The sequence below is a fragment of the Shewanella algidipiscicola genome (genome assembly GCF_900380485.1).
Lineage (GTDB): Bacteria > Pseudomonadota > Gammaproteobacteria > Enterobacterales > Shewanellaceae > Shewanella > Shewanella algidipiscicola.
In genome coordinates this window covers 1,266,570-1,292,502 of sequence record NZ_OXJV01000001.1, presented here as the reverse complement: position 1 = coordinate 1,292,502, position 25,933 = coordinate 1,266,570, and the positions used below count along the sequence as shown (strand labels likewise).

Sequence of the window (25,933 nt, the reverse complement as noted above, 5' to 3'; positions counted from 1 at the left end):
TGTTATTGCTGCGCACGGGGAATATCGAGTGCACTTATGACATCAACTAACGATTGATCTTTCAGGTTTTGCTGACCTCGAACCACAATTTGCTCACCTGGCTTGATCCCCGAGATCACTTCGACTGTGTCGGCTTCACGATACCCGAGGCTGACTTGGCGACGAGTGGCATTGTCTCCTTCAATCACATAAAGCGCATACTGGTTATCTTGATTGATCACTGCGCTGTAAGGCACAGTGATCACATTGGTGTGCGTGTCGTATCTGAGTTCAACCCGGGTAAACATGCCGGCTTTTAATTGGGCCTGTTGGTTGGGCACCGACAGAGTCACCTTAAAGGTGCCACTTTGGGCATCGACAATGGGGCTGATCCGCAGCACTTGGGCGACAATGCCGTTATCGGCTTGCTGACTGGCAAACAGTTGTGCGTCTTGCTCCAGACGCAGGCGATCGAGCTGCACTTCAGGCAGGTGCACTATGGCATATAATTCATCTTGGTTGACCACGTAGAAGAGTTCATCAAACTCTTTAGCCATATTGCCTTGCTTAACAAAGCGGGTGGCGATGACCCCGTCGATAGGCGAACGCACCAGACTCTCCTCTACTTGCAATGCAGCTAGGTCACGTTTTGCGCTGGCCGCTTGCAGGTTATATTCAAGTTTTGCCATCGTATCGGCGCTGATAAAGGCTTTATCGGTCATTTTGTTGAGCCGGTTGAGTTCTTGCTCGATGATCTCAACCTCGGCTTGAGAGCGGGCTAAATCATAGCGTTGACGTTTAGCGTCTATGACCGCTAGTAATTGTCCTTTAGTGACGCGATCGCCTTCTTCCACTTTAATGGTTTCGATAAGCCCTGCAATACGGGACACCACCCTTGCTTCAAGCGGGGCTTCTAGTGTACCAGTCGTGCTATAGAAGGAGGACACATCTCCTTGAACGACAGTCGTGGTTTCAACGGGAATGGCATATTTAACCTCCTCTTTTTCCTCGGGGGCAGGGCTGCAAGCACTTAATAATGATAATGCCGCAAGTAGGATAGGTAGGATGATGATCTTATTATTGTGTGCTTCCATGTTGTTAAACCTATTTATGTGATTTTATTAGCGGTTATAAGCATTTAATATGCCAGAAATTTTATAGCTTTATATACAATAGGTTAGCTTCATAATGATTCGGCTTGTTGGTGAGTTGCATGAAAGATGTAGCGTAAAGGTTTAAATGTTGCGGTTTTTAACAACCGGAGTGAACTCGATGGTGATATCGGCATTGGCCGCACCTATGGGGCGCATTATATTGCTCAAGCGTGTTTGAAGGCGCCACCTACACTGGCGTACCTACATTAGGTTATTTCGTTATTTCGTTATTTCGTTTCTTCGATCCAACTTCATCTGGTGCGAGTTGTGAGTTAAAAGCTAACCAGTTTTGCCCCAAAGTATGCTGGTTTTGAAATGAAGAACGATGACATCTACTTGGGTACGCTGCTGGCTGCATTTTTATTTATTGAAAGTGGTGAAGGTCGAACCTTAAATGGGGTTAATTGCTTGCACCTATCTCTAACGCCTCTTCGATTTGGCTTTATCTGGTGTGGGTTGCGAGAGAAAAAAGTGAAAAACACAGATTAAGTGCTCGATAAGTATCCGTAGATTCAGTAAGACCTTGCTATGAACATCAGTGAGGCAAAGGCCTGCGGCCTTAGTGGCATGACTTAGTGGGATGAATGGTCTAAAACGTACGGTTAATCACGAGTATTTGCCGTGAAGAGGCGCTAATCAAACATGAAAATCATAAATAAGACCAATTAATTACCTTACCTAAGCTCAAAAAAACGACTACCACAGAAAAGCAAACTCCTATAGCATAATGCATACCAAATACATGGATGTGGCAGCGGCCAAGTCCAACAAGCGATTTATGCCTTGCAGACAGCGCAACGCATAAATATTAAGACGTTAAGTGCGATAAGCTAATAGTGACATCAAAAAGTAGGGAAGTATGAGTATCAACATAAAGTGGGATGGTGATTGTCGTTTTAAAATGTCAACTGAAAACGGCTTTACGTTTAATGTTGACGCGACAAGTGAGAAAGCCCCTTGTCCAACGGAAGTTTTATTGTCGGCTTTAGGTTCATGCAGTGCTACGGATGTCGTCTTGTTACTGCAAGAGCAAGGTTTTGAAGTTAAGGGGTTAGAAAATACGGTTACTTTCGCCCTAACAGAATCAGAACCTCGTTTATATAAATCGGTAAACCTGCACTTTACAGTAAATGGCGGTGGTTTTAAGGAGTCTGACATTTTGCGAGCAGCTCAAGAAGCGGTGGAAAAGCATTGTCATGTTTGTCTTATGTTGAGCCCTACGATCGATATCACTTATTCAGCGGAAGTGGACAAAAATTGCACTTAACAAGAGACTATGGCGTCAATAGTTAATTTTTGACGCTATCTTTATCCCACATCACACTGTCTCTTAGCAATATATGGTTGTTTTACTCACCGCATCATTAACGCTCGGCTAAGGGGTTGACAACGCACCGCCGAACTTAAAAACACACGCTAAACCCTGAACTTCAATTTTGTACTAAAGCCGCCAAGCGTTGGTAATCCCTCTTGAGCCATTTATTAGCTGAATTTTTCCATAACAAAGTTACGCAGCTTTTGGCCTCGGACTTCTACCATTTGTTCTTGTGCAACTTTGAAGCCAAACTTCTCATAAAACGGGCGAGCTGTAATGCTGACTTCAGAGTAAAACCTAATAATTCCTTGTAACTCGCCAACTTTTAACACGTGCTCCATCAAGTTTCGTCCGATACCTTTACCTTGATGCTCATGGTGACAAAAGAAATGATCAATTAATCCGCTTTCTTGAAGGTCGGCATAACCAACTATTTCACCACCGATTTCTGCAACAAAAGGAGAAATCGAATTCATTTTGCGCTGCCATATATCAGAAGAAAATCCGTTGGGAGCCCATGCTTCGACTTGCGCTTGAGTATAATCACGTATATTCACATTACGAATCGTGTGATAGAAAATAGCCCATAAATCACGAGCATCTGATTCTTTATATTTTCTAATTTTGATCATACTATAATAAAACAAGCCACCCATTATAAAACAATAACATAATACGCTTTAGGTTCATGTTCAATCGCCGTGACATGATTTGGTCATTTTAGATCGAAACAATATGGCCGGAGTATCGATATATGACGGCATTAAGCCTGCTGTATAAAACAAGCTATAAAACAAGCCACCCATTATAAAACAATAACATAATACGCTTTCGGTTTATGTTCAATCGCCGTGCTGTGATTTGGCCATTCTAGGTCGATACAATATTGCCGGAATATCGATGTATGACGAAATGAAGCCTGCTGACTTGAAAATGACGTATTTCAGCTGCACTAAACCAACCAATTGCACCAGAAGAACAACAGGTTTTGTTTGCATTAAAGCGTTAATATCAGTCTATTTTGAAATGCTGGCAGCTCGTTGCAAAGTGCCGTCGTCGCTTCTCTAAGTGTTCACAGTAATGGGTGAGTGCTTGTAATGTGCCCACTGGGCCATGAAACAATTGACCAAATTCGCTAATGAGCTTAACCCAATTTTCATGGGGGATATTCAATCTTCTCAGGACGTTGGCACTGTTTTCGTTGATGGCGCCACGTTTATCGTCACGAATAATACGTCCAGTATCATCAACCAGTTCGAGGTAGTCTGTTAACGAGAAAGCAATATCATTCGGTTGGTTGTCGCCTTCATTGCCGATAAAAGGGAGTAGCTTTTTGGGCTGCTCACCTTTTAAGGCAGCCTGAATGCGTAGCTGAACACTGGTATGGTCTGAGCNCTCAGGTGTCGCGGCCATCTTGGCTCGAATGGGGTTCAAATCAACGTAGGCCATGCAGGCTAAAACCGCNGCTTCATCTAACAAAGCTTGGGATTTAAAGCGTCCTTCCCANAATCGACCCGAACAGCNATCTTCTTGATTCGCTTGCCTTGCTATCGGTTCATTCAAACAGCGCATAAACCACGAAATATCACATAATCGACTTCGATAAATCGCGATAGCATGCTTGAGTTTAACCACCTCATGGGGTTCAACTAACTCACCTTTTGTGAACTTACGNGTTAAGTCATCGCCATTAAACAGCTNATGCCATTGTTCAAGCACTTCTCGGTCAGTCCAGCNATTTGCGGTCTCGATGTCAATNCGTAGCACCACATGAAGGTGATTCGACATTACGGCAAATGCTGCCACATCAATGGCAAAAGCCGCTGCAAGCTCAAACAACAGCGATTCAATCCANCTGCGGCGATGATCATAATTTTTCCCCGAATAGGCATCATCACCACATAAAAAGGCGCGNCTCACTACACGGCTACAACAATGATAATAGGGTGTGTCTTCAAGACTAATTTGGGTACGGCGAGGGCGTGGCATAACAACCTCCTTGTCTAATGCTCCTTCAAAGCTTAGTAGAAGGTCGTTTCTGATGCACATTAACTATGGGTGGCTATTATTTGTTAGAACGCACGGCGAACAACGCGGCTACAACAATGATAATAGGCTGTGTCTTCGATACTTATTTGAGTTCTGCGAGGGCGTGGCATAACAACCTCCTTGTCTAATGCTCCTTCAAAGCATAGCCGGAGGTTAACTTCTGCGCCATTAACGATGGATGTCTCAGTAACTCCTTGGTTTTGGAGCGCAGCGGAAAACCAATCCGACAACATGCGCTTGTTAAGCATTGCCCGCTCGCTCTTCGATTTCTGTAAGCGAACAACTGATAATTACCCGTAGAATTTCACTCATGCCATTTAGTAAATCTCTTTGTGATTCAGTGAACGACTTCTGACCATGAAATAGGTTACATCTGGCTTGATAAATAAGCGTTAAAATACTTTCCACGCAACCTTCTCTCGCCTTTGTTACTAATTCTTGATCACGTTCAATATCTGGTTCACCAGTCTCATAGTCTTCATGCAAGTAGAGCATTCCGTTCTGAACCGCATCATTTACGAAATTCATACCTTCAACAGCATTCTGGTTGGCAAATACATTCTCTCTTAAATATCCCATGCCAACATATGCAACAATGCCTTTTGTGGCGGATATTTTGTCTGGCGGAGGCGCGTAAACTCTACGCCCGCGTCTAGCAATAAATGGGCGATAAAAAGGGTGTTGCCTATGAACCAAATATCTACCGGCTTCTTCATATAAACGATTGTATACGACCCACAATGTAAAAAATCGATCAAACACACCTTCTAAAGGCTCAAGATCAATACGTTCAGATTTTCTAATCCATGCCGAGCAAAATTGATTTAAGGCTTCAAAGTTCAGTTCTTGCATGTTCGTCCCTAAAGATGCTTAACGCCCGGCACAGCGGACAATTTTTAGCGACGAAGGAGCGGAGAATTGTTCCGACTGCTGCCGCTTGTTAAGCATTTCCATTTACAGCTAAGAGCCTCCTTTCCTCATCCATCCTCAGCATTTCTTTACCTTTTTCCATTTGTTCATCAGTAGGGTCAGGTAGCTCTTCAAACCATTTAGACCATCGACTTGCTATTGCATTGATAGACACCTCGTCGGTGTGCCCACGGTGTAATTGGCCTTTAATAAGAGAAAATAGCTCCGGCGCTAACTCTTTCTCATCCATAAACCTCTTAAAGACCCAGAGGTATATATCTACCAATTCAAGACCAGTGCTATCAGTACCAGCGGTACACGAAATAGGCGTTTCCGGCATACCACTAAAATCAATTTCAGGGAGCCCCGGACCGTTAACCAAAGGAAGGTCTCTCCCTTTTGCGTAAAAATCTGAGAGTTTCTTTTGTGCAGTATTAAACTGTGATTGCTGATCAACAATTATTTGTGATGCTGCCTTCCCGTTCTTTAGCAATCTAGATGCGATGCCGTGCATCACTGATTGAAAGCCAATCAGGTTGGGCGTTATTTGTAATAGATCCTTCTTGCTTTTTACGTTGTAATATATTTCGTCTGGATTCGCAGCAGCCCACGTTAAGGAGTCAGTGATAACTTGACGAGACCGCTCATCAGGTAAGCTGTTGACTCTAGATATTAGCGTATTACATATATCTACTAAGGAGGCATTAGCTTCATCGGTTTTTAGATTTATTCTAGCTGCCCATGCTGCCTTCAATAGCTCCTCATCAAACAATGAGGCTAATTTTAAAAGTAATACATACCGCATTGGGGTCCAATAAGACGTCCAAGGGACTGCTGGGTTCATACCCTGATCAAATACTTGGTCAAAAAAACTAATAAGAGCGTGATCGACTTTAGCTACACGATAAATATCAAACCGGAGATCATAGCGTTTTCTCAATGATTCAATATCTTTGACTATTGTTACTAATTTTCCATTGCCAAGCTCAGATGCATGAAGCCTCTTAACCCCAAGCTTCTTTCTGATTTTCTTTACTCTACCTTCTGCAGCTGCATCCAAATTTATTTTACTCGACAATACGCCGTAATAGAGTATTGGCTGGGCCTCATCAAAAAGATTCGGGCCAGTATGTCCACTTTCATCCACATAAAAATACAAGCTCAATTCTCCATGTTTACTTTAGATGCTTAACAGCTTATTGATTAGCAGCAGGATAACCTCCTGCTTTCTTGTAAGTCTCTTCGTCAAAATATCACTTGTAAGTGTTTGTTGTAAATATATTTTTAACAAAAAAATACAGGTTAAACATGACAATTTAACATATAAAAAAGATGCATAGGTGTTTATGAGGTCTGCATAACACTTTTATATATATTACAAACTATTGATAATAATGAGTTAATGTTTAAAAGTTAGTATTATCGATGCGCCAATCAAACGATTTATGCATCTTTTTCATAGTAATTATCTTAACTTGAATTATAACTGTATATACATGATCCAGTTTTTTGATCGGTAGTGGATTACATCATGCGGGTGTAGCGATAAAAATTTCTAGGCCAGAAAGTCTGCTCGTTACTGAACCACCGACAACGTGTTAACTCACTTTGGGGCAAAAGTACGTTAGCTTTTAATTCTGAGTTCACACCAAATACGGCTAAATCGAAGAGGCGATAGATATAAGTGTAAGCGCGGTTTTGGCCTTCGAAATCATGGATGATTTCGCAGAGCCCACACGGACGTGCTCGCGGCGAGCCAAAAGCGCGCTTGCACATAAGCTCACCGCAGGTGATAGATTGCCATGACGGTTCACCTTCAAACACCCGTTCCAAAAAAGACTCCGCCAATCATTACCCAAACAAAGTAAAAAATGCCATACCTTCACTTCAAGGCCACCAAACTTTGAGGCAAAAACTTCTTAGCCTTTATCTCACTAGTCGTATCAAATGAAGTCCAATCGAAGAGGCGATAGATATAAGTGTAAGCGCGGTTTTGGCCTTCGAAATCATGGATGATTTCGCAGAGCCCACACGGACGTGCTTGAACAACGTCCATGCCTAAAAGCCAGTTCGGCATCCATGCCTCTCGTTCGTAAGCACGAAGCTATGCTTCACTCACCGAGCCAAAAGAGCGCTTGCACATAAAGCCTGCGGCAGGCTATTAATTGGCATTAAGGTGCGTTTTCATAGCACATCAATAAATGAAAATTCAGCATAACGCTGCTCAAGTAAACTTAAAAAAATGCAATACCTTCACTTCAAGGCCAGCACACTTTGGGGCAAAAGCTTCTTAGCCTTTAACTCACTAGTCGCATCAAATGAAGTCCAATCGAAGAGGCATTAGAGATAGGTGTAAGCGCGGTTTTGGCCCTTGGCGGCATGGCCAAAAATGTTCCTTACATTTTTTGGCATTCCCTCCATCCATGGAGGTCAGATGCCGCCGTGGAGCGTATAGGGATGGCGCACAACGATATCCCTATCTAAAAGCCAGTTCGACAAAATATATCCATATACAAAAGCCAGTTCGACATCCCTGTCTCTCGTTCACGAGTATATGGCTGTCGCCAAGCTCACCCTGTCTCTCGTTCGTAAGCACGAAGCTATGCTTCACTCACCGAGCCGCCTGCGGCAGGCTATTAAGGCATGCTTTCAAAGCACATCAATAAATGAAAACTCAGCCAAACGCTACTCAAGCAAACGTTAAAAAATGCTAAAGCTTCATTTCAAGATCCACATTCCTCATATTGCACTGGTTGCTAAATAATGACTTCACTGCCATGACAGCGTAAAATCACGCCTCATTATTGCTGTGCAGGCCTTGTGCCGTACCAGCCTTGTTTCGCTTAGTCACCGTTAAGATGTCAACAATTTATGCACCAAGCTCACATGCACCAAGCTTCACTGGGTCAAGCCCTTAAGTATCAAGCTCAGCACTGTTTTACCGCGTTTAAATCGCCAATCGAGAGTTATCAACTACCCGAGCGTTTTACCTTTCCGTTTTATTATGAGCCGCACCCTTTGTGCGTTTTGGCAGCAGAGGAGTTACAAGCTTATCTGAGTAGCCAAACGGATTGGCAGCATAACTTTGGCCTTAGTAACGATACAAACAATGTTATCGGTAAGATGTTTGGTGTGCTGTTAGTGCGCAACAACAGCGGCGAGATTGGTTATTTGGCGGCATTTTCTGGCAAGTTGGCTGAGCAAAATCTTATCGATGGTTTTGTGCCACCAGTATTTGATATGTTGACTAAAGACAGCTTCTTTCATGCTGAGCAACAGGCGATTAATCAGTTAACCCGTGAGTTAACAGAGCTTGAGGCCTCGAGCGAGTTATTGCGATTAAGGCAGCAGTTAGCCACATTAATGCAACAGGCTGATGATGAGCTTGAAGCGATGCGCGCGGCTATTATCGAAGGGCGCAAAGCGCGCAAATTAACGCGCGCTCAGGCGGAAGCTGAGTTGGGCCCAGAGCCGTTAGCCGCGTTAAATGTGCAATTGGGTAAAGAGAGTGTGGCTGAAAAGCATCAGCTAAAAATGATAAAGCTGCATTGGGATAGCCTCATTGCAGCGGTGAGCGCCTCGCTACACTTGTTAGAGACTGAGATTGAATCACTTAAAGCACGGCGGGCAAAGCAGTCTAACGCCTTGCAGCAAAAGCTGTTCGCTCAGTATCGCTTTTTGAACCAAGCGGGTGAGCTGCAAGATCTTAATCAAATTTTTAACGATGCGCCCCATCAGCTGCCGCCAGCTGGGGCTGGCGAGTGCGCCGCGCCCAAGTTATTGCAATACGCTTTTGCTCAGCAGTTAACGCCACTGGCGATAGCCGAGTTTTGGTGGGGCGCTTCACCAAAGTCAGAGGTGAAGCAGCATAAACAGTTTTATGGTGCGTGCCATGGTAAATGCCAGCCGATTTTGAGCCATATGCTTAAAGGCATAGAGATGGATGACAATCCGTTATTGAATAATCCGGCAGAAGGTAAAACTATCGATATCTTGTATCAAGATGAGGCGATGGCGGTGATCAATAAGCCGGCTGAGTTTTTGTCGGTGCCTGGGAAAAATATTACCGATTCAGTGTATGCGCGCATGAAGCAGTTGTTTCCTACGGCGACGGGGCCTTTGATCGTACATCGTTTGGATATGTCGACCTCGGGGCTGATGGTCATAGCCTTAAGCAAAGAGGCCAACAGGGCGCTGGTGCAGCAATTTATTGGCCGCACGGTTGAGAAACGTTATGTGGCAAAACTGGCGGGTAGTGTCGCAGGCGAGCAGGGCGAGATTAACTTGCCACTGCGAGTCGATCTTGACGATAGGCCGCGCCAATTGGTCTGTTTTGAACATGGTAAACAGGCGCACACCCTGTGGCAGGTCAAGGCGCGAGACGATAAACACACTTGGCTATACCTCTATCCCCAAACTGGCCGTACTCATCAGTTGCGGGTGCATTGTGCCCATGTTGATGGGCTTAATCTGCCGATTATTGGTGATGATCTATATGGCACCAAAGCGGAGCGATTACATTTACATGCACAGAAGTTAGCGCTTAATCACCCTACAACACAGGCACGCATGACCTTTGAGGTTGAGCCTGAATTTTAGGGGGACTGCCATCAACGTGAGACCCTAACTCCTGAAGCCCTAGATTAGAGGCCTAAGTGTGCGAGGTGAATAGCGCTTGACCTAGGTAGAGCTGCAGTAAGCCGTTAAGGTTACTCAGCTCGACGCCTGTTATCTGACTTATCTTGTCGAGCCGATAGCGCAGGGTATTGCGATGAATATACAACTGCTTAGCACAGGCGCCTTGGTCGCCAAAATGGTTTAGATAGGCGGAGAGGGTTTTACGCAGTTGTTGGTTACTGTCGTGCTCGACCAGCTTTTGAAAAGGGGTAAGTAGTTGCTGACCGCGCCAATCCTGTTGCAGCCCAGATAGCATCACTAGCAGTGCATAATCTTCAAATAGGTATTTATTCTGTGTCGGGTGCATCTGCATACCAAACCTAAGGGTCTCTTTAGCGGTTTGGTAAGAGCGATGAATATCTTCAGGACGAGGAAAATAATGCCCCAAGGCGATATTAAGCTGGGCGCTCATCTCTGGTGGTATACGCTTGAGCAGTTGGTCGATACGTTGGCTTTCAAGTTCGGCGCGCCACTGCTTACCATCGAGAAAGGCGGGTTTGAGGATCACCAGCTCTGTCATGGAGGTCATGGCGATAAGATTGCCACGCGAGGGGGTTTCTAAGAGATTAAGCACCTGTTTAAGTAGCGATTTGGCGCTCGACTCATTGCCTTCTTCTTGCACTTGGATCACGGCGGCGACTCGCGGCATGGTTAAATCTATACCCAAACGTTCGGCTCTGGTGCTCAGTTGCTCTAATTGCTGATATTCGCCCTTAATCAGCTGCAGAATAAACTCTTCCTGCTGGCGATTTTGCCATTGAGCAAGCTCGATGGAGTTGGCTTGCTCGACAATCATCTCGGCGCTCATCTTGAGCAGCTTTCCAAACGCCATTAGGGGTTCGGGCTCACCGGTAATGCCAATCACTCCGATGATCTCACCTTGGTAGTGCAGCGGTAAATTGATGCCTGGTTTTACCCCTTGCAAGCTGGCTATGGTGCCTTGATGGATCTTGACGGTACGATTTTGGCTAATGGCGAGCAAGGCGCCTTCGTGGACAGAGCCAATGCGATTCTTGTCACCAGAGCCTAATATAACCCCTTGGTTATTCATTACATTGATATTGTGGCCGATAATCGCCATGGTGCGATCGACAATCTGTTGTGCGAGCGGGGAGTCTAATAGGTACACAGTGTTATTACGCGCTTATGGTTTTACACGAGCTTACGGTAAATTGGTCGGTGGCACTAGATCTGCGTTGCCGTTTTGTTGATAGCTGTGGAATAGGGCATAAAAAAACCCGCTCGTTAAGCGGGTTTTTTACATAAGGCGATAACCCTTATAGCTTATAGCTCATGCTTAACATCACCAAATGGGCGGTGTAATCATGGCTGTTGCTACCAAAGCTGACCACATTCCAGATACCATCGGGAGCGATGCTATTGCCTGGGTCATTGTCTTGATAGTTTTCCATTTTGTAATCAAGACGCAGCGCCATGTTGTCGGTGGCCTGGTATTGGCCATAGACATTGACGTTGTGCACTTTGGCAAAGTAATCGCCATAGTCACCGCTTATGCCTTGAGTGACTTGGGTATTACTGCTTGAATCTGAATAGGTGTAATCTACGCCTAAACGCAGTTTATTTTCTAACAGATTGTTGTAGCTAAAGCCGGCACCCACCACATCGACTTGATCTTCGATTTGGCTAAACCAGTTAGCGGCACCAAAGTTGGTGCTACCTGACTGATCCGAATCGATATTTTGACGATTGTAGAAGGCGTTAACCATCATGTCATCGGTGATCAAGTAGCTGGCATTGATATCGTAACTAAGATCGGTCGATTCAGTTAAGCCAATTTGGGTGTTGTTGTAATCATCCAGTGCGTAGCGTGCACCTAGATCGATAGTCAGCGCATCGATAGGCGTGTGGCTCACACGAGCCTCGACCATGCTGCGTTTGCGATCGGCTAAGTTGTACTTACGTAGCAGGTCGTTCGACTCGCTTGAAGTCCACTGTGATGCTTGATACTGAGAACCATCACGTTCGCCATAGCTGCCCTTGATCCACATATCCCAGTTGTTAAATGCACTGATATGGAACTTGGTCCAAAGTGTATTTTCATCTGTGGTTTCACGATCTTGGTAGCTACGCTCATCACGACGGTAATCGTAACCCGCATCGAGCTTCATGCCGCGGCTGATACGAAAATCGGCGCCCAATTTACCACGATGGGTGGTGATATCATAAGGCGTGTTGTAAGCCACTTTACCGCTGGTGGAGTCGATGCTGATCTGCGTCCACTGCTCAATCTCGGTTTGATTATCACGGTCGCTGTAGTCGTAGCTGGCATTAACACGCACAGTACGATTTAAGCGCGACACCACTTTAAGGTTAGCGCCACTCATATCGACCTGCGCATCCAGTGATTCAGTAGGCAGTTGATAACCGTAGCCCGAGGTGACAAGGGCTTGATCTTGCGTCATTTGACCATAGTGCACGCGGCCACTCATTACCGTTTTCCCTAGGTGATATTGGCCTAGCAACGATACCGTATGGGCTTCGTTGTCTGGGTCAAGCGCCATAGTGCCTCGGGTCTGCGCCCCAAAAGTTGGGTTGAACGCATTATCAAACGTCAGTTGGCTGTATTGGTTTTTAAAGCTCGAACCTGAATAGTTGAGCGCAGTAAACCAATTATCGCCTTTGAGTTTAATGCCGGCCTCAAGGTTATCAGTGGTGTGATCAACGGGTTCGGCAAGCATCATCGACTGGTTAAAGAAACTGCCAGATGCTGACTTTAGTCCGGTTTTATCTTCACGCTGATACTTGATGTAAGCGCTCCATAACTCTTCACCTTGGTAGCTTAGCCCAAGTCCAGCACGCTTACGTTTAAGCGACAATTCTTGCGGCGTTAAGCTGGCATAAAGCTGGCTCATCTCTTGACTTGACCCGGCGGTTTTCCAGTTACTTGGCAAGGTTAAATCGCCGCCACCAATACCTTGGTAAGGGGTCATGGCACTGTCGGTTTTGTAGGTCGCAATTTGACGATAATTCAAATTGAGGTTGTACTGGGCCACTTTGCCGGTATTCACCTCTAAACGACCATTTTCCATGCCTAAGTCTTGTGCTTCTACAGAGGCGCGGTAGCCCGATTTACTGATGTAATTCACATCGGCATCGACTTTACCGGCAAACTCGTTTTCTGCGGCAAAGGCATTGGCAGAGCGGATATCATCACTGTCGTTATAGCCGACGCCCGCGCCAACCGTGCCAGAGACACCAGTTTGAACATCACAGCGCTTACATTCCCACTTGTCCAGCTGCACCTTGCTGGTGTTAGCCTGTTGAAGATTATAGCCATCGGCGAGCACGATATTAGGTACAAACACACTGGCGTTAGCGATGAGGGCTAGAGTGACTAAATTTAAGTTAAATTTCATGTTGTCGTCTCCTAACGCTGAAACAGCTTGCCAGATGGATGGTTTGAACCATGGATCTGGTTGTGGCAGTTTAAGCAACTGCGACCGCCGGTCATTGCGTTATCAGTAACACTAGCGCCTTGAGCCGTATTACCAAATAGTGCTTGACCGCTATGTGCTGACGAGTGGCACTGCTGACATAGCTGGGGTGCACGGGTCTTGAGCATCCCTTCGTTTACACTGCCGTGTGGGTTATGACACGCAACACAATCTTCAGTTACGGGTGCATGTTCCCACAGCTTTGGGCCGCGTTTTTCGGCGTGGCATGAGTAGCAGGTTTCATTGACACTGGGCTTAACCAGATCCGCATCAGACATACTGCCGTGAGGATTATGACAATCGCTACACACCATTTGATTCCATTTCATGGGGTGGCTTGAGCGTTTATGCATATCCGCTTTTTGCTTGGTGTGGCAGCTTGTACATACTTCCATTTCAGTGCTTTTTGATAGCACAGGATCTTTGGCGGTATGCACTGAGTGACATGAGGCACAAGCCACATCGGCATTGTCATGATGACCGCCATTCCATGACATACGCTTATCGTCTTGGTGGCAGCTTAAACAGACACTGTTTTGCTTTTCAGCAGACAAGCTAGAGGTCGGACCGAAATCGATCATTGGCTCTTTGCCGCCCTTGTTATGCTTACCCATTGGGCCGTGGCATGATTCACATTGCAGGCCCGCCATGGGGCTTTTGCTTGAATCAATTGCGCCATGGACACCTTTGAACAGATCCATCACTTTTTCAGACTTGCGGTGACACATTAAGCAAGAGTCGGCGCCTTTAGGTGAATAGTGACCTTCGGCGAACTTCTTGTCCAAGGTGGCTTCCACTTCATCCGGTGTCATGCTGGCGTCCCACTTGGCAGCGTAGGTTGCTTGACTGGCGCCAAACGAGAGCAGCGCAGCAGCAATCATTGCCGGTATAAAGCGGGTTAATTTATTGGTGATTTTCATAATAGACTTCCTAATTTGCACAAATGGTAGCGAAAATGGGGGAGAGGACTCCCCCGTTTTTCATATTGAGATGAGCAAATTACATCTTCACAGCCGTGTGGTCGTCGATAACCGGTGCGTGGCAGTAGAAACAGGTTTCTAGTTGCGCGGCATCGTTAGCTTCTTGGTAGCTGACGTTAACTTTAGCGCCTTGGCCTTCAACGTGATTCTTAAACTTGTCACCGCTGTAGCTGTGACATGAGTAACACGTTGCGGCAATAGGCGTGGTGTATTGGCCTGCTTCTGTTGCTAAAGCGCCTTTTTTCTTGAAGGCTTGAGTATTAAAGTCGTTATGGCATGAGCTGCAGTTCATGCCACTAATCGCGGCATAATCGCCATGGCCATGGGTTTTATGCAGTTTCATCTCTAGCGCGCCTTTGTTTGCGCCACTTGCATAGGTGCCATCTGGCGTATGACAAGTGACACAGGCATCGACACCCGTAACGATTTCACCATTAAGCTCACGGCCTAACTGCTCTGACATGACAAAACCTGCATGATGACCTTTATGGATCTCGAAGGTTTCACCATGACAGCTTTCACAGCCAGCAAAATTAACCGAGTTGATGTGGCGTGTGCTTGGGGCTTCACCCGATAAGGTACCGTGGGTTAGCTCAGCCTTCATGCTGGTCGTTGCAGCATCTTCGGCACATTCAACAAGTTTGCCTTGTGCTGTACACATCTCTAAACCAATAATACTAAAGGCGGTATCAGTGTCAGTACCTGCTACGCCAAAAGGTAGTGGGCCAGTGTTAACAACCAATGCGCCATCAACGATTTGAGCGCCGCCGTTAAGCGCACCGCTGTTAACGAGATCTATAGCGACTTTCTTTTGGCCATTTCCTGGGCTTGGGTTGTAACCCATAATGGGGAAGTTAGGCCCGACATTGGTGATGCTTTCGAGTCGTTTAACTTTAGGCAGAATACTGCTGACATCCAACGCGTTACCTGATTCATCAGAGAAGCTGATGGTGATGTTAGCACTCATATCTGCTGGTACAGCAGTTAGGGTTGCGTTCATACCGACTAAATCGATAAGGGCACGTTTTTGAATGGCATCGGCAGTGTGAATTTCTTCAGTCCAGCTGGCATTATGACAAGCAATACAGTTGCTGTTGTCATCTTGCTGTGAATGGCCTTTGCCGGCGATAAAGTCGACATTGACGTGACAGCTAGTACAGGTTTCCATGGTAGGAACCCGTGACCAGTTACCCCATTCACTTAGCTCGTCGCTGCCTTCTTCAGGAGCCACGTGACAAGTTTGGCAGTTGTCTTGAACTATGTTATGAGCCGTTTCGGCGCTTTTATCCATATCTCTACCGTACATTTTGGCGTTATTGTGTACGTTATGAATTAAATGGTTATAAGCAACTTGCGGCTTACCTTTTTCATCTGCCATTTCTTGGGTATGGCAAGATGCACAAGTTTCTGAAGAGGTATAACTGTGGTAAATTTTTTGTCCTTTAGTGTGACATGAGTTACAGCTTTGCGTTGCGACGACATCTTTAGTATACAGCGCCTCATAGCCTTCACCTGAGAAATCTTTAGAGATTTCCGTACGAGGTACAAGTGTTTCACCATCTTGTAGCGTCGAAGCACTGGCAATAATGTTGTAGCGTTGAGTAAGCTCAGGATTATAGCCTTCTAGCGGAATTGTGAAGCTGTAATTACCGTTCTTCAGATCGACGGGCGTTAACTTGTCTTCAGCACTTCGGGGAGAGCTATAAGTCTCTTGCCATTGGGCACTGTTACCCGCACCAGTAGCGCCCTGGGGGATAAGTTGAACCACTTTTTTGACTTCAAGATCTTTAAGACCAACAATGGGTAAATCTTCTTCGTTGGTGGCAAATACAGTTATCGTTGGAATACCGTTGTCATAGGTGACGCTGGTTACGTCTAGATTAAGTGTATTGATTGCTGGCGCAGCTGGACCACCAGGGTTACCCGGATTACCGTTGTCACCATCGCTGCCGCCACAGCCACTAAGAGCCATCGAGACTGCACCTGCTGCGAGAAGCAGCTTAAACTTATTATTTTGTACGTTCATCATATTTTCCCTGCATAGGTTTGGCATCGTCTTAAGTGCATGGTCAGTTTTCTGAACCGTTCTCATTATAAGTAGTGCAACCTAAGTCAATGCTGGAAATAGAAATCCCCACCGAAATCGTAACGTAACAAGCGGTTAAAATCTGCCGAACTTAGTCTAATGTGTGACCAAGATCTTTCTATTTCTAAAGAGGTAGTTAGATTGGAAGCTAAAGCGCGAGGGATATCAAAAAAAACAGGCGTATTACATTGGCTTAACGCAATTGCTTACGTTGTCACTATATTGTTTTACTGAAAAAACAAAGGGAGGCTAAGCCTCCCTTTGGCGGGGTTACCGACTAGTGACTGCTACCCCAGTTGGAGTGTGCTTCAAGTAGTTGGCTGTCTTTATGACAAGTTGAGCAGGTTTCTGCTGGGTTGAGCGTGTCATATGCAGATGCTGGTACACCTAAAGTGGTCAGTGGAGCACCCTCTTCTTTGAGTAAACCACCGTTGGTCTTGATGTGCGCCGCAGTGGCATCATCGATACCATAGGGGCCTTGGTGACAACTCACACAAGCAGCTGTCTGTGGTGATACCACTAATTGCTCAGTATCATTTTTACCGTATGCTACAGGTGCAGCAGTAGGGGCGATTTTACTCAGAGAGAAGCCATTGTCACCGTGACAGGCTTGACACTCAGTTTTCTTAAAGAACATCTCACCATTACTGTCATAAACATAGTGCTTGCTGTGAACGATATAGGCTAGGTTTGAAGAACCTGTGCCTTTCTTGTCACGAGTGCCGTTGTGGCAGCTTGCACAGCCGTCGATATCATTACTGAAACGGTGTTTAATCTCAGTAGTATGACATTGTTGACAAGCGGTCATTTCAGCATGTTGGATACGAGGTGACTTATCGACTTTAGTACCATCAACGGCAAAGTAAGCGGTATCAGATGGCACATAGGGGCCAGCATTGGTAGCTTCTGTACCATCATCACTTAGCGTACAATCCGCGACAGCACCTTTGCCATCGAAACAGATGTGCAGTTGGCTACTTAAGGCGACGCTGACACCTTCGGTTTCCATCACTTTAGCAACCTCAAAGTCCCCATCCGGAATGGTGACATTGATGCTACCTTCTTCACCTGCGGTAAAGTTGCCATAACCGACTTTCTGATAGTTAACGATAAAGTCATCATTGACCACGCCGTTAAACACGATGGCACTGGTATACCCACCATATTTATATGGCGTTGGATCAATTTGAGCCAAAGTGACAATGGTGTCACCAGAGGTGACTGTCATGTTGGCCGTGACTGTTTTGGTATCGGCACTGTAACTCATGCTGTTGAAGGTTACTTTAGCCATTGCTGCTTGTGCATTATCATTTTTAAGATAATGTCCTGACTCTGCACCGCGATAACCGCCATCTGGATCGTTGTGGCAGCTAACACAGTTTTGTTTACTCTCAGCAATTTGATTGTTAGCCGTGTCCCAATGCCAGCTTGGCACGCCATATTGACTGTTGTGACAGTTCATACAGGTGGCTGTATCTAAATCCGCCTTCCATGCATCAGCCATAGCAAGATTTTCATCTGCTTGGTGACAAGTTTGGCAGTTAGATGCTGATTGAGGATAAACACCGTTGAAGGTTGCGTGGCTATGGATCTCGTGAGCCATGCCTTTAATCGAACCGTCCACCTCATGTGCGCCAATGACATTCCCGTCTGCATCTTTGTCATCTTTCATGTAAGAGTTGTAGTCTGTATGACAGAAAGTACATGACTCGAGTGTGACATGCTTGTCGCCATGCATCGATAATGCGCCGTCTTGACCAGGGCGGTGACAGTTCTGACAAGTTTCATCGGCGATGATTGCTTTTGGCTTATCTTGAGCTGTGTCAGAGCTAGGTTGCCAATAGTAGAAACTATTATTAACTAGGGTGTGACCTGCATTGTTACTCGCTTTCACACCAAGATAAATACCGTTGGTCGCGTTGGCGTCATAAGCATATTTATCTAAGGTGTCGATTGCTTTGTCTAGGGTTAGGGTGTAGCTGCCGTCACCGTTGTCGGTAAGACAGGTTTCACATTCACTGCCTTTGAAGTAAGAAGAGCCAGTATAGTAACCTTCACCTTTATCTTTATTGAAGTAACTTAGCCAAATCTCACGAGGATTCCCTTCTAAATCTGTGCTGCCGACCTCATCTTCACTGCCTACACGGCCAAATGATACGGCACCAATATCGCCATGTTTTAGGTCGAATACAGCAACGCCATTTGCGTCAGTGAGATTGAAATTGACTGTTAGAATGCCTGCATCATCAACGCTTGCTGATTGGATGTTTGCATCAAGATGCGAAACTGAACCTATGGCATTACCTATAGGACCTGGTTTTCCGTCTTCACCATCTTTTCCGTCGCTGCCGCAACCTGAAAGTGCTAAAGAAAGAAGCCCTGCACCTAATACAGCTTTGGTCGCTGCATTAAAATTGAACTTTTTCATCATGATTATTCCCTGCAATAGTTTTAATCATCACTATTGAGTTGTTCTGTTTTAAAAACAGGCCTCAAAATTGAGAACCGTTTCTATTTATAAATTTGTAAAACACTCAATTAGTGTGTGGAATTAAATTTCCACCTCTAAGGCTATCTAAGGCGCAACGATTTAGCAGTTGTTTTAATTGCTTTATGTGATTGAGATCTGACTATTTCTTTAGAGGTAGTCGAATTGGATAAGATAGATGAACGATGCAGAATTAAACCCTACCCAAAAGATAAAAATTAACAGCTGAGCTTTACTTGTAAAAGGTTTTGGGCAAATGCTATCGCATTGTGGTCACGCCACTTTAGCGATCCTGTGAACTGTGATGTGACGCTTATGTGAAAAGATTGTTTGCAAAGCCGATTGAGATAAAGTGGATTATTCTAGTGGCTTTAATTGCTGGGGTTACAGTTTATTGCTGGGCAGTAAAAAAAGGAGGCAAGCCTCCTTTGGGGTTTAATGTCTTTTAAAGCCTGAATCAGCTAGCCAATTCACGGTTAAGGTATGGGCTTTCGCCGCTAAGGTGTTCCCTAGCGGCTAGGACATCAGGTTAACGTTGTAGATTATCCACCGTGGATTGAGCGCAATTGCGTGGGGGTGTGACAGGTCGAACAGGCTTCTGCCGCTCGGGTTCTGACATCATCGACGCTAGTACCATCGAGAATACCGCCATTGGTTTCAATATGACTTGCGCCAGCGTCACTGAGGTATTTCTGGTGACAGCTTAAACAGGTACCTGCATCTGACGAAACCCAGATATCGGCTCCGGTAGTGGTGTCACCATAGCGCCATACGCGCTCACTTGCGCGGCCCAGTGCAATACCATTGTCGGTATGACAGGTACTACAATCAGTTTTTAAGACGGTGCCCGATTGCACTCCGGCATATTTGAGGTAGTGGCCTGGCGCCTCATGCGCTTTAAAGGCAAAACTTGTGGATTTTTGGCCACCTGGATAGTCACTGTCAGAACGGGTCGTTTTATCAGCGGTATGACAAGTCTGACAATTGTAGCCGTTGTTATAGTGATGATTTTCTTGATTATGACAGCCCTGACATTTAGCACTGTCGATAATACTGCGGCGCATGGCCGTTTGTGCGTTAGCATCGAGGCCTGAGCCTGCCCAGACAAACTGATAAGGCGGCTCTTTAACGGCAACGCTGCGGGTGTTATCGCTACAGGCTGTCATGACCACTTGGGCCACACCATAACCGCCATTATTGAAACAGACCTCAATGGTTGACCATAATTCGAAGGTTTTACCATCGGCATCTGCAGGCATATCGAAGTTGCTGCCAAGTAAAGTGTAAGTCATGGTGGCGGCATCATAGCTACCTTCAGATAAACGTATACGGCGACCGCTATAAGGAGCATCGGCATACGCGGGGTAATCTTTGTCAGTATCCCATGCGACTACGACTCGGGTACTTTGATCGACAAACTCACTGGCAATAGGTGCGCCACTAGCATCGGTCACTTGTACATCAAACATCAGTTTACCGCTGGCATCGAGCCCGATATTACTAAAGCTGACTCCCATGGCTTCGGCGTCAACATATGCTTGTAATACGTCACCATGACGTTTTTCCGCATTGCCTGTACCTGGGTACGTATCGGTGGCGTTATGGCAGGCCATACAGTTGGTATCAGTATGATTTTGTGAGGGCTTTTCGCTGTGACATGCGACACATGCCGTGTTGCTCAGATCGGCTTTAAACAGATCCGCATTAGCCGGAGCACCAGCGCCTTCAACATGGCATGAGGCACAATTGGCGGCAGGCTTTTGCGGGAAGGTGACTTTGCCATAGTCGTGTAAACTACCGCCATAACCCACAATCTTATAAGGCGCAGGTATCAATCCATCTGGGGTGCTGATTTGCCTGTCTTGCCCTTTATGAATGGCATGGATCATGTAAGTAAAGTCGACGCTGTTACCGCTTTCAGGATCGCCCGAGGTTGATGTATGACAACTGGCGCAGTTTTCTAATGCGATGCGTCGACCGCCATGCAGTGCTAAGCTTTCTGGCTGATGACAGGTGAAACAGCTGTCAATAGTCACAACATTGCGGGTTTGAATGTCATCAGTAGCGCCTGTTGAGGGCTGCCAATCGTGATGGGCATTGGCCGTTGCTTGTTCCAATTCTAATTCTAACGTCACTCTGTGGGTATTGTCGGCACCATAAGTAATCGTCAGCGGCTCGGTAACGTTGGCGATATTTTGCTGGAAAGTGTAGCTATAGCTGCCATCGAGGTTGTCGACAAGGCAATCGTCACAGTTGCTGGCGGCTTCGACATTGGCTTGATACTGTGGCGATGGATTTAGCCCGGTAGCATCATCCGGCAGTGTGCCCGGTTCTTTCAAGGTATTAATATAGGCCTGCCACTGTAAACCCCTATCATAAACCTCACCCTCGATTGTCTCTGTAACCGGCGCCAGTTGCGCGATACCAAAACGGATATCATAGTCTTTATTAAGGCCCAGCACTGCAACGCCATTGGCGTTTTCTAATTTAAAATCAACGCTGACGACACCATCTGTAATTGAGGCTTGGGTAAATTCAGCCATGATGGTCGATGTTGAATCAATATTGACTCCAATAGGGCCATCGACGCCATCTTTGCCATCGTCTCCGTCACTGCCGCAACCGATTAATAACGTGCTACACGCCAGAGCGATAACACTCCATGGGGTACCTTTTGCTTTTATATCCATAATTATGCGTTCCATAAATTGTGCGTTTTCAAAAGTCGCTTAAGAGATGTGCGCTAGAGAGCACCTAGCGCACATCGTTATTACTTGATCGGGTGAACCTTGAGTACATCGGCGCTTGCGCCTTGACCGTGACAGGTGGTACAGCTTTCGGTCAAGGCGTTGGCATCGGCTAAGGAACCCTTAAATACGGCGCCTTGCTGCACCATATGGTTGGTGGCGCTATCACTGGCGTGGCAATCGCTGCAGATGGCGGCGGTAGGGCTAGTGTATAAATCGCCCGTAATGGCCAGTGGTTTTACGCCCGCATACAGTGGCAATCCTGCGGTTAATACGCCAGCTTGTTGGTTATGACACTGCGCACAATTACCTAAGTTTCCAGGATAGTTAATCGACTCATAACCTTCACGTTGGCCACTGTGTATCCCATGCACTAGGTGCTTGTAATCGGCGGTGGCGGTAGAGGGGTTATCGGTGGCATCGGCAACCATATTAGGGTTATGACACAGCTGACATTGCCCTTCTAAATCATTGCGTGATCCGTGGAAATTAAGTTGTTGATCGCCATGACAACTCCCACAAGTGTCATTAGTGACCACGACTCGTCGACCGCTATCGCTTAGTGCTTGTGCGCTAAAGAATTGGTGGCTCGACTTGATGTTAACTTCACTGTTTGTGGTGTCACTACAGTCGCCTAATACGCCATTGGCGGCACAAACCTTGCCTTGTATGGCTAAGGCGCCTAAATCCATCTCGGTGCCAGTGGGCACTGTGACGCCAGTGATTTGATAGCTATAGCGACCATCGCTGCCAGCTATGGGGACTTCCTCTTGCAAGCGAATGGAGCGTGGCGAACGTGTGGCGTAATCGAAGCTGGTTCCCCAATTAGCGTATACACGGAGATCGGCGACGAAATTAAGGTTGTTGGCACTGTCTGTATAAAGCTGGCCCGATGCAGGGTTACGTAAGCTCAGGGTAAAGGAGACTGTATCACCACTGAGTGATGCAGATGTGATGCTGGCTTCAAACTGGCCTAGGGCCTCATCATTACCACCGTCGTTGTGCACATTGGCGGTCCAATCTGGGTTGTGACAGGCGATACAGTTAGCATTGTCGGCTTGCGCTGGATGCCCTTGGCCTGCTTTAAAGTCAATATTGTTGTGGCAAGCACCGCAAGCCTCCATGGTCGGAACCCGAGTCCAATTATGGTTTTCACTTAAGGTATCATCAGCCACATGGCATGTTTGGCAGTTAGCCAAAGAGCCAGGGAAGCCCGATAAGTGTTTGGCGTGTACCATCTGTGGAAAAATATTGTCTGGATTGCTGACTCTATCGGCATTATGACAAGTGACGCAGGTTTCTATTTGGTTGTAGTTACTACCATGAAAGGCTAAGTCATTATGGCAGCTATTACAGGTCGCCATGGTCACTATGTTGCGGGTGTAAGCTGGCTCTGCACTTGGCCCCGTTGTGGGTGCTTGCCAGTCAATATGCTGATTGGTCACCGGGAGCACTGTGCCATCGGCTAGGCTGTCACCGCCCATTTTTATGACGAGTCGTTGGGTTGCTCCTGCTTGGTAACTAATGTCATTCATGCCATCAAAGGGGGCATCAAAGGTGTAGCTGTAGTCGCCATTTTTATAGTCGACATAATCCCCAGTACACCTAGCAGGGCAGTTTTGTGAGGTAAAAAACTGCCATTGCGAGCTATTGCCCGCGTTAGTGTAACCTTGGGGTAGCAACTGCGCGGCGATAAAGGTAGCGCTTGCCACGCCAACAACCGGTTCATCATCTTGGTTGGTGACACGGTAGTTAACGGTGGCAATACCAGACTGCATACTGACATCATCGATAGCGATTTTTAAGGTATCGACCGTCATTGCTGGTGGGCCGCCAGGCTCTCCAGGTTGACCTGGGGTGCCATCATCGCCACCGCAGGCGCTGAGGATAAAAGCCACTGCTAGCGTGGCAGCGTAACGGTTAAGGTGGGTCATTTTTTTCATCATCTCTTCCTTGGAAATTTGGTCGTTGGCATCAGTTAGAGTTGATAACTTAATGTCAGCCCAAAATAGTGGGCATTGTAATCGTGGCTTAAATCGCCAAAGCTCAACACATTCGGAATGCTGTTTGGCGCTAGCCCTTCATTTGCCCAGTCAGCATCTTGGTATTGTTCAAAAATCCAATCGAAACGCAGTCCAAATTTGTCGCTAATTTGGTAGTTAGCAAAGGTATTGAGCGTGTGTCTAGTTGAATAGTAACTGTCATAGGGGGAACGCAGACCTTGGATCACCTCGGTATCGTTTTGCCCATCGGCATAAGTGTAATCGATTCCTAATTTAAGCTTGTTATCTAGTAGGTTAGCGTAATCTAATCCAGCGCCGATCAGAGTTGATTTTGCCGCCGAAGTGGCATACCAGTTAGGCGCGCCAAAATTGCTACTGCCAGCTTGGTCGCTATCGCGCCAATCTTGATTAACAAAGGCGTTGAGGTTGATATTGTCGTTGACGGCGTATTGTGCCGACAGATCATAGCCTTGAGTATCGACTTTTGTGAGCCCAATAAGGGTGTCAGTGTAATCATCTTGCATCCAATGTGCGTTGGCGCTGGCTGAGAAGGCACCAGTGGCGTAGCTGCCGTATAGTCCGTAACGTTGGCGCTCACGGTCTGCCAAATAGCTTTTTCTTAACAACGGGTTGCTAGGGCTTACTGTGGTGCTGACTGGTGAGTATTCGCTACCGGTTCTATCGCTACCGCTGGCTTTGAGCCAGACTTGCCATTGGGTAGAAATGCGATAATGTATTTTGGCAAATAGCGTCGACTCTTGCAGGCTTTGTCTGTCTAAATCACTGTAATTATTGTGATCATAGTCGTAGCCTATATCGATATACGCGGCGCGATTCAGTCGATATTTAGCCGCAAGTTTGGCCTGCTGTGCGGTGCGATCATATTCGAGATTGTGTGCGTAACCACTGAGGTAGCTGTCGGTGATGATCTGTGGATAGCGATCAACTTGAGTTTTGTTGTCCCTGTCACGGTAGTCATAACTGGCCCGCAGCGACAATGCTCGAGAGACCCGGCCTGAATAGTTGAGTTTCATTTCGGTAATATCAACTTGGCCCGCTAAGTTATCCGTTGGCAGCACAGGAGAGGGGCCATTAATGGTGGCGGGTAAGTAGGACTGATCTTGGGTCATACGGGTAAAACCTATATGCATCAATACGTGCTGAGTCCCACTGGATAACTGGGTATTGCCTGCAATACGGTAGGCTTTATTGTCGGGTGATACCGCATTTTGGCCAGAGTATGCGGCGCCAAAGGTGGGAGTAAAAGCCGATTGCCAACGCAGGGCTTGTTGATCGTTCTTGTAATGGCTGAGCTGCGTCTCTATTCCTGCTAACCAGTTTGTTCCGTTAAGGTAAATTTTAGCGGTCACATTATCGGTGGCATCATCGATACGTTCTGTCAGCATGGTACTGTTAGTGAGTAGGTTGCCACTGGCACGGCGATGTCCTTGGCGCTGCTCATACTGATAGCCCAGTTCGGCGCGATAGAAGCTGCCGATATAGCTGGCATCTAAGTTGTAGCGATCCCGCTCTACCTGTAATGACGTTGGTTGTATGCTGCTTTGTAGGTCGGTCATCTGCGCGGTAGTTGCGCCAGTTTGCCATTGCTGAGGCAGCTGCCACGCATCGGCTTGAATGTGGTAGGGGGTTAAAGCCTGATTGGTATCATAGTGGGCGATAGCGCGGTAGGCGGCCGATATGTTGTATTGACCAGGTTTACCAGTGGTGAGCTGAGCGAATCCATTATCGTAACCCAGTTTGTCGGCAGTAAAGTGGGTTTGGTAACCCGATGCTGCCCTATGATGTATATCTCCCTCTAGGCTTGCTACCACGCCATCTTTATCGGTACCGCTGGTATTGCCAAAATGGCTGTCTTCGCCATCGTTATGAGCAACGCCTACGCCGATAGTACCGTGAGTGCCTGTATTGCTGACACAACGCTTGCACTGCCAAGCCTCAGTTTTAAGGTTGTCACGATTGGCCGATGCTAAGCCATACCCTTCGCCAAGCACGGTAGTGCTGAGGATTGCCAATACCAGCGTGCTGAGGCGTAAGGGAACTCTAGTGTGATGTGTCATTGCTAATACTCCC

16 protein-coding genes are annotated in these 25,933 nt (G+C 46.5%); 2 read left to right on the top strand and 14 right to left on the bottom strand.

Going from position 1 to position 25,933, the window contains the following annotated elements; all coding sequences use genetic code 11:
* Positions 1 to 2: 2 nt before the first annotated feature.
* Entirely contained in the window at positions 3 to 1,073 is a 1,071-nt protein-coding gene (locus DN599_RS05775; protein ID WP_110456646.1) for an efflux RND transporter periplasmic adaptor subunit, read from the bottom strand.
* Positions 1,074 to 1,992: 919 nt separating this feature from the next.
* On the opposite strand from DN599_RS05775, the gene DN599_RS05770 reads away from it, so the two are divergent.
* Positions 1,993 to 2,400, top strand: coding sequence for an OsmC family protein (locus DN599_RS05770; RefSeq protein ID WP_110456645.1), 408 nt, complete (start codon positions 1,993 to 1,995; stop codon positions 2,398 to 2,400).
* A 215-nt stretch (positions 2,401 to 2,615) separates the two neighbouring features.
* On the opposite strand, the gene DN599_RS05765 is transcribed toward DN599_RS05770, so the two are convergent.
* From DN599_RS05765 to DN599_RS05740, 5 genes are all read right to left on the bottom strand, one after another.
* The gene (locus DN599_RS05765) at positions 2,616 to 3,080 is read right to left on the bottom strand and encodes a GNAT family N-acetyltransferase (protein ID WP_110456809.1); all 465 of its coding nucleotides are present in this window, start codon (positions 3,078 to 3,080) and stop codon (positions 2,616 to 2,618) included.
* A gap of 379 nt (positions 3,081 to 3,459) precedes the next feature.
* Entirely contained in the window at positions 3,460 to 4,437 is a 978-nt protein-coding gene (locus DN599_RS05760; RefSeq protein WP_110456644.1) for a transposase, read from the bottom strand.
* 300 nt (positions 4,438 to 4,737) lie between these two features.
* Positions 4,738 to 5,349 carry a hypothetical protein gene (locus tag DN599_RS05750; RefSeq protein WP_110456643.1) on the bottom strand — a complete coding sequence of 204 codons (612 nt, stop codon included), beginning with the start codon at positions 5,347 to 5,349 and terminating at the stop codon, positions 4,738 to 4,740.
* 88 nt (positions 5,350 to 5,437) lie between these two features.
* Positions 5,438 to 6,565 carry a DUF3800 domain-containing protein gene (locus DN599_RS05745; protein ID WP_110456642.1) on the bottom strand — a complete coding sequence of 376 codons (1,128 nt, stop codon included), beginning with the start codon at positions 6,563 to 6,565 and terminating at the stop codon, positions 5,438 to 5,440.
* A gap of 365 nt (positions 6,566 to 6,930) precedes the next feature.
* Positions 6,931 to 7,239, bottom strand: a complete 309-nt coding sequence (locus DN599_RS05740; protein ID WP_110456641.1) for a hypothetical protein — start codon at positions 7,237 to 7,239, stop codon at positions 6,931 to 6,933.
* 1,053 nt (positions 7,240 to 8,292) lie between these two features.
* On the opposite strand from DN599_RS05740, the gene DN599_RS05730 reads away from it, so the two are divergent.
* Positions 8,293 to 10,005 carry an RluA family pseudouridine synthase gene (locus DN599_RS05730; RefSeq protein ID WP_110456808.1) on the top strand — a complete coding sequence of 571 codons (1,713 nt, stop codon included), beginning with the start codon at positions 8,293 to 8,295 and terminating at the stop codon, positions 10,003 to 10,005.
* 52 nt (positions 10,006 to 10,057) lie between these two features.
* Here DN599_RS05730 and DN599_RS05725 read toward each other — a convergent pair whose 3' ends face one another.
* The 8 genes from DN599_RS05725 to DN599_RS05690 form a co-directional block, all read right to left on the bottom strand.
* The gene (locus DN599_RS05725; RefSeq protein ID WP_110456639.1) at positions 10,058 to 11,212 is read right to left on the bottom strand and encodes a sugar diacid recognition domain-containing protein; all 1,155 of its coding nucleotides are present in this window, start codon (positions 11,210 to 11,212) and stop codon (positions 10,058 to 10,060) included.
* 148 nt (positions 11,213 to 11,360) lie between these two features.
* Positions 11,361 to 13,460: an MtrB/PioB family decaheme-associated outer membrane protein gene (locus DN599_RS05720; protein WP_110456638.1), complete on the bottom strand. Its 2,100-nt coding sequence runs from the start codon at positions 13,458 to 13,460 to the stop codon at positions 11,361 to 11,363.
* A gap of 11 nt (positions 13,461 to 13,471) precedes the next feature.
* The gene (locus DN599_RS05715) at positions 13,472 to 14,458 is read right to left on the bottom strand and encodes a DmsE family decaheme c-type cytochrome (protein ID WP_110456637.1); all 987 of its coding nucleotides are present in this window, start codon (positions 14,456 to 14,458) and stop codon (positions 13,472 to 13,474) included.
* 79 nt (positions 14,459 to 14,537) lie between these two features.
* On the bottom strand, positions 14,538 to 16,547 hold the full coding sequence (locus tag DN599_RS05710; protein ID WP_110456636.1) for an OmcA/MtrC family decaheme c-type cytochrome: 2,010 nt from the start codon (positions 16,545 to 16,547) through the stop codon (positions 14,538 to 14,540).
* Positions 16,548 to 16,881: 334 nt separating this feature from the next.
* The gene (locus DN599_RS05705) at positions 16,882 to 19,035 is read right to left on the bottom strand and encodes an OmcA/MtrC family decaheme c-type cytochrome (RefSeq protein ID WP_110456635.1); all 2,154 of its coding nucleotides are present in this window, start codon (positions 19,033 to 19,035) and stop codon (positions 16,882 to 16,884) included.
* Positions 19,036 to 19,634: 599 nt separating this feature from the next.
* Positions 19,635 to 21,782, bottom strand: coding sequence for an OmcA/MtrC family decaheme c-type cytochrome (locus DN599_RS05700; RefSeq protein ID WP_239473222.1), 2,148 nt, complete (start codon positions 21,780 to 21,782; stop codon positions 19,635 to 19,637).
* Positions 21,783 to 21,862: 80 nt separating this feature from the next.
* Complete coding sequence (locus DN599_RS05695) at positions 21,863 to 23,785, bottom strand: OmcA/MtrC family decaheme c-type cytochrome (protein ID WP_420820848.1); 1,923 nt, start codon at positions 23,783 to 23,785, stop codon at positions 21,863 to 21,865.
* Between the two features lie 32 nt (positions 23,786 to 23,817).
* Positions 23,818 to 25,920: an MtrB/PioB family decaheme-associated outer membrane protein gene (locus DN599_RS05690; protein ID WP_110456632.1), complete on the bottom strand. Its 2,103-nt coding sequence runs from the start codon at positions 25,918 to 25,920 to the stop codon at positions 23,818 to 23,820.
* Positions 25,921 to 25,933 lie beyond the last annotated feature (13 nt).

Excerpts from the sequence above, each read along its gene's own strand:
- DN599_RS05730 (WP_110456808.1), top strand. The coding sequence starts at position 8,293 with ATGCACCAAGCTTCACTGGGTCAAGCCCTTAAGTATCAAGCTCAGCAC.
- DN599_RS05775 (WP_110456646.1), bottom strand. The coding sequence starts at position 1,073 with ATGGAAGCACACAATAATAAGATCATCATCCTACCTATCCTACTTGCG.
- DN599_RS05705 (WP_110456635.1), bottom strand. The coding sequence starts at position 19,035 with ATGATGAAAAAGTTCAATTTTAATGCAGCGACCAAAGCTGTATTAGGT.
- DN599_RS05700 (WP_239473222.1), bottom strand. The coding sequence starts at position 21,782 with ATGGATATAAAAGCAAAAGGTACCCCATGGAGTGTTATCGCTCTGGCG.
- DN599_RS05765 (WP_110456809.1), bottom strand. The coding sequence starts at position 3,080 with ATGATCAAAATTAGAAAATATAAAGAATCAGATGCTCGTGATTTATGG.
- DN599_RS05695 (WP_420820848.1), bottom strand. The coding sequence starts at position 23,785 with ATGATGAAAAAAATGACCCACCTTAACCGTTACGCTGCCACGCTAGCA.
- DN599_RS05720 (WP_110456638.1), bottom strand. The coding sequence starts at position 13,460 with ATGAAATTTAACTTAAATTTAGTCACTCTAGCCCTCATCGCTAACGCC.
- DN599_RS05750 (WP_110456643.1), bottom strand. The coding sequence starts at position 5,349 with ATGCAAGAACTGAACTTTGAAGCCTTAAATCAATTTTGCTCGGCATGG.
- DN599_RS05690 (WP_110456632.1), bottom strand. The coding sequence starts at position 25,920 with ATGACACATCACACTAGAGTTCCCTTACGCCTCAGCACGCTGGTATTG.
- DN599_RS05770 (WP_110456645.1), top strand. The coding sequence starts at position 1,993 with ATGAGTATCAACATAAAGTGGGATGGTGATTGTCGTTTTAAAATGTCA.
- DN599_RS05710 (WP_110456636.1), bottom strand. The coding sequence starts at position 16,547 with ATGATGAACGTACAAAATAATAAGTTTAAGCTGCTTCTCGCAGCAGGT.
- DN599_RS05715 (WP_110456637.1), bottom strand. The coding sequence starts at position 14,458 with ATGAAAATCACCAATAAATTAACCCGCTTTATACCGGCAATGATTGCT.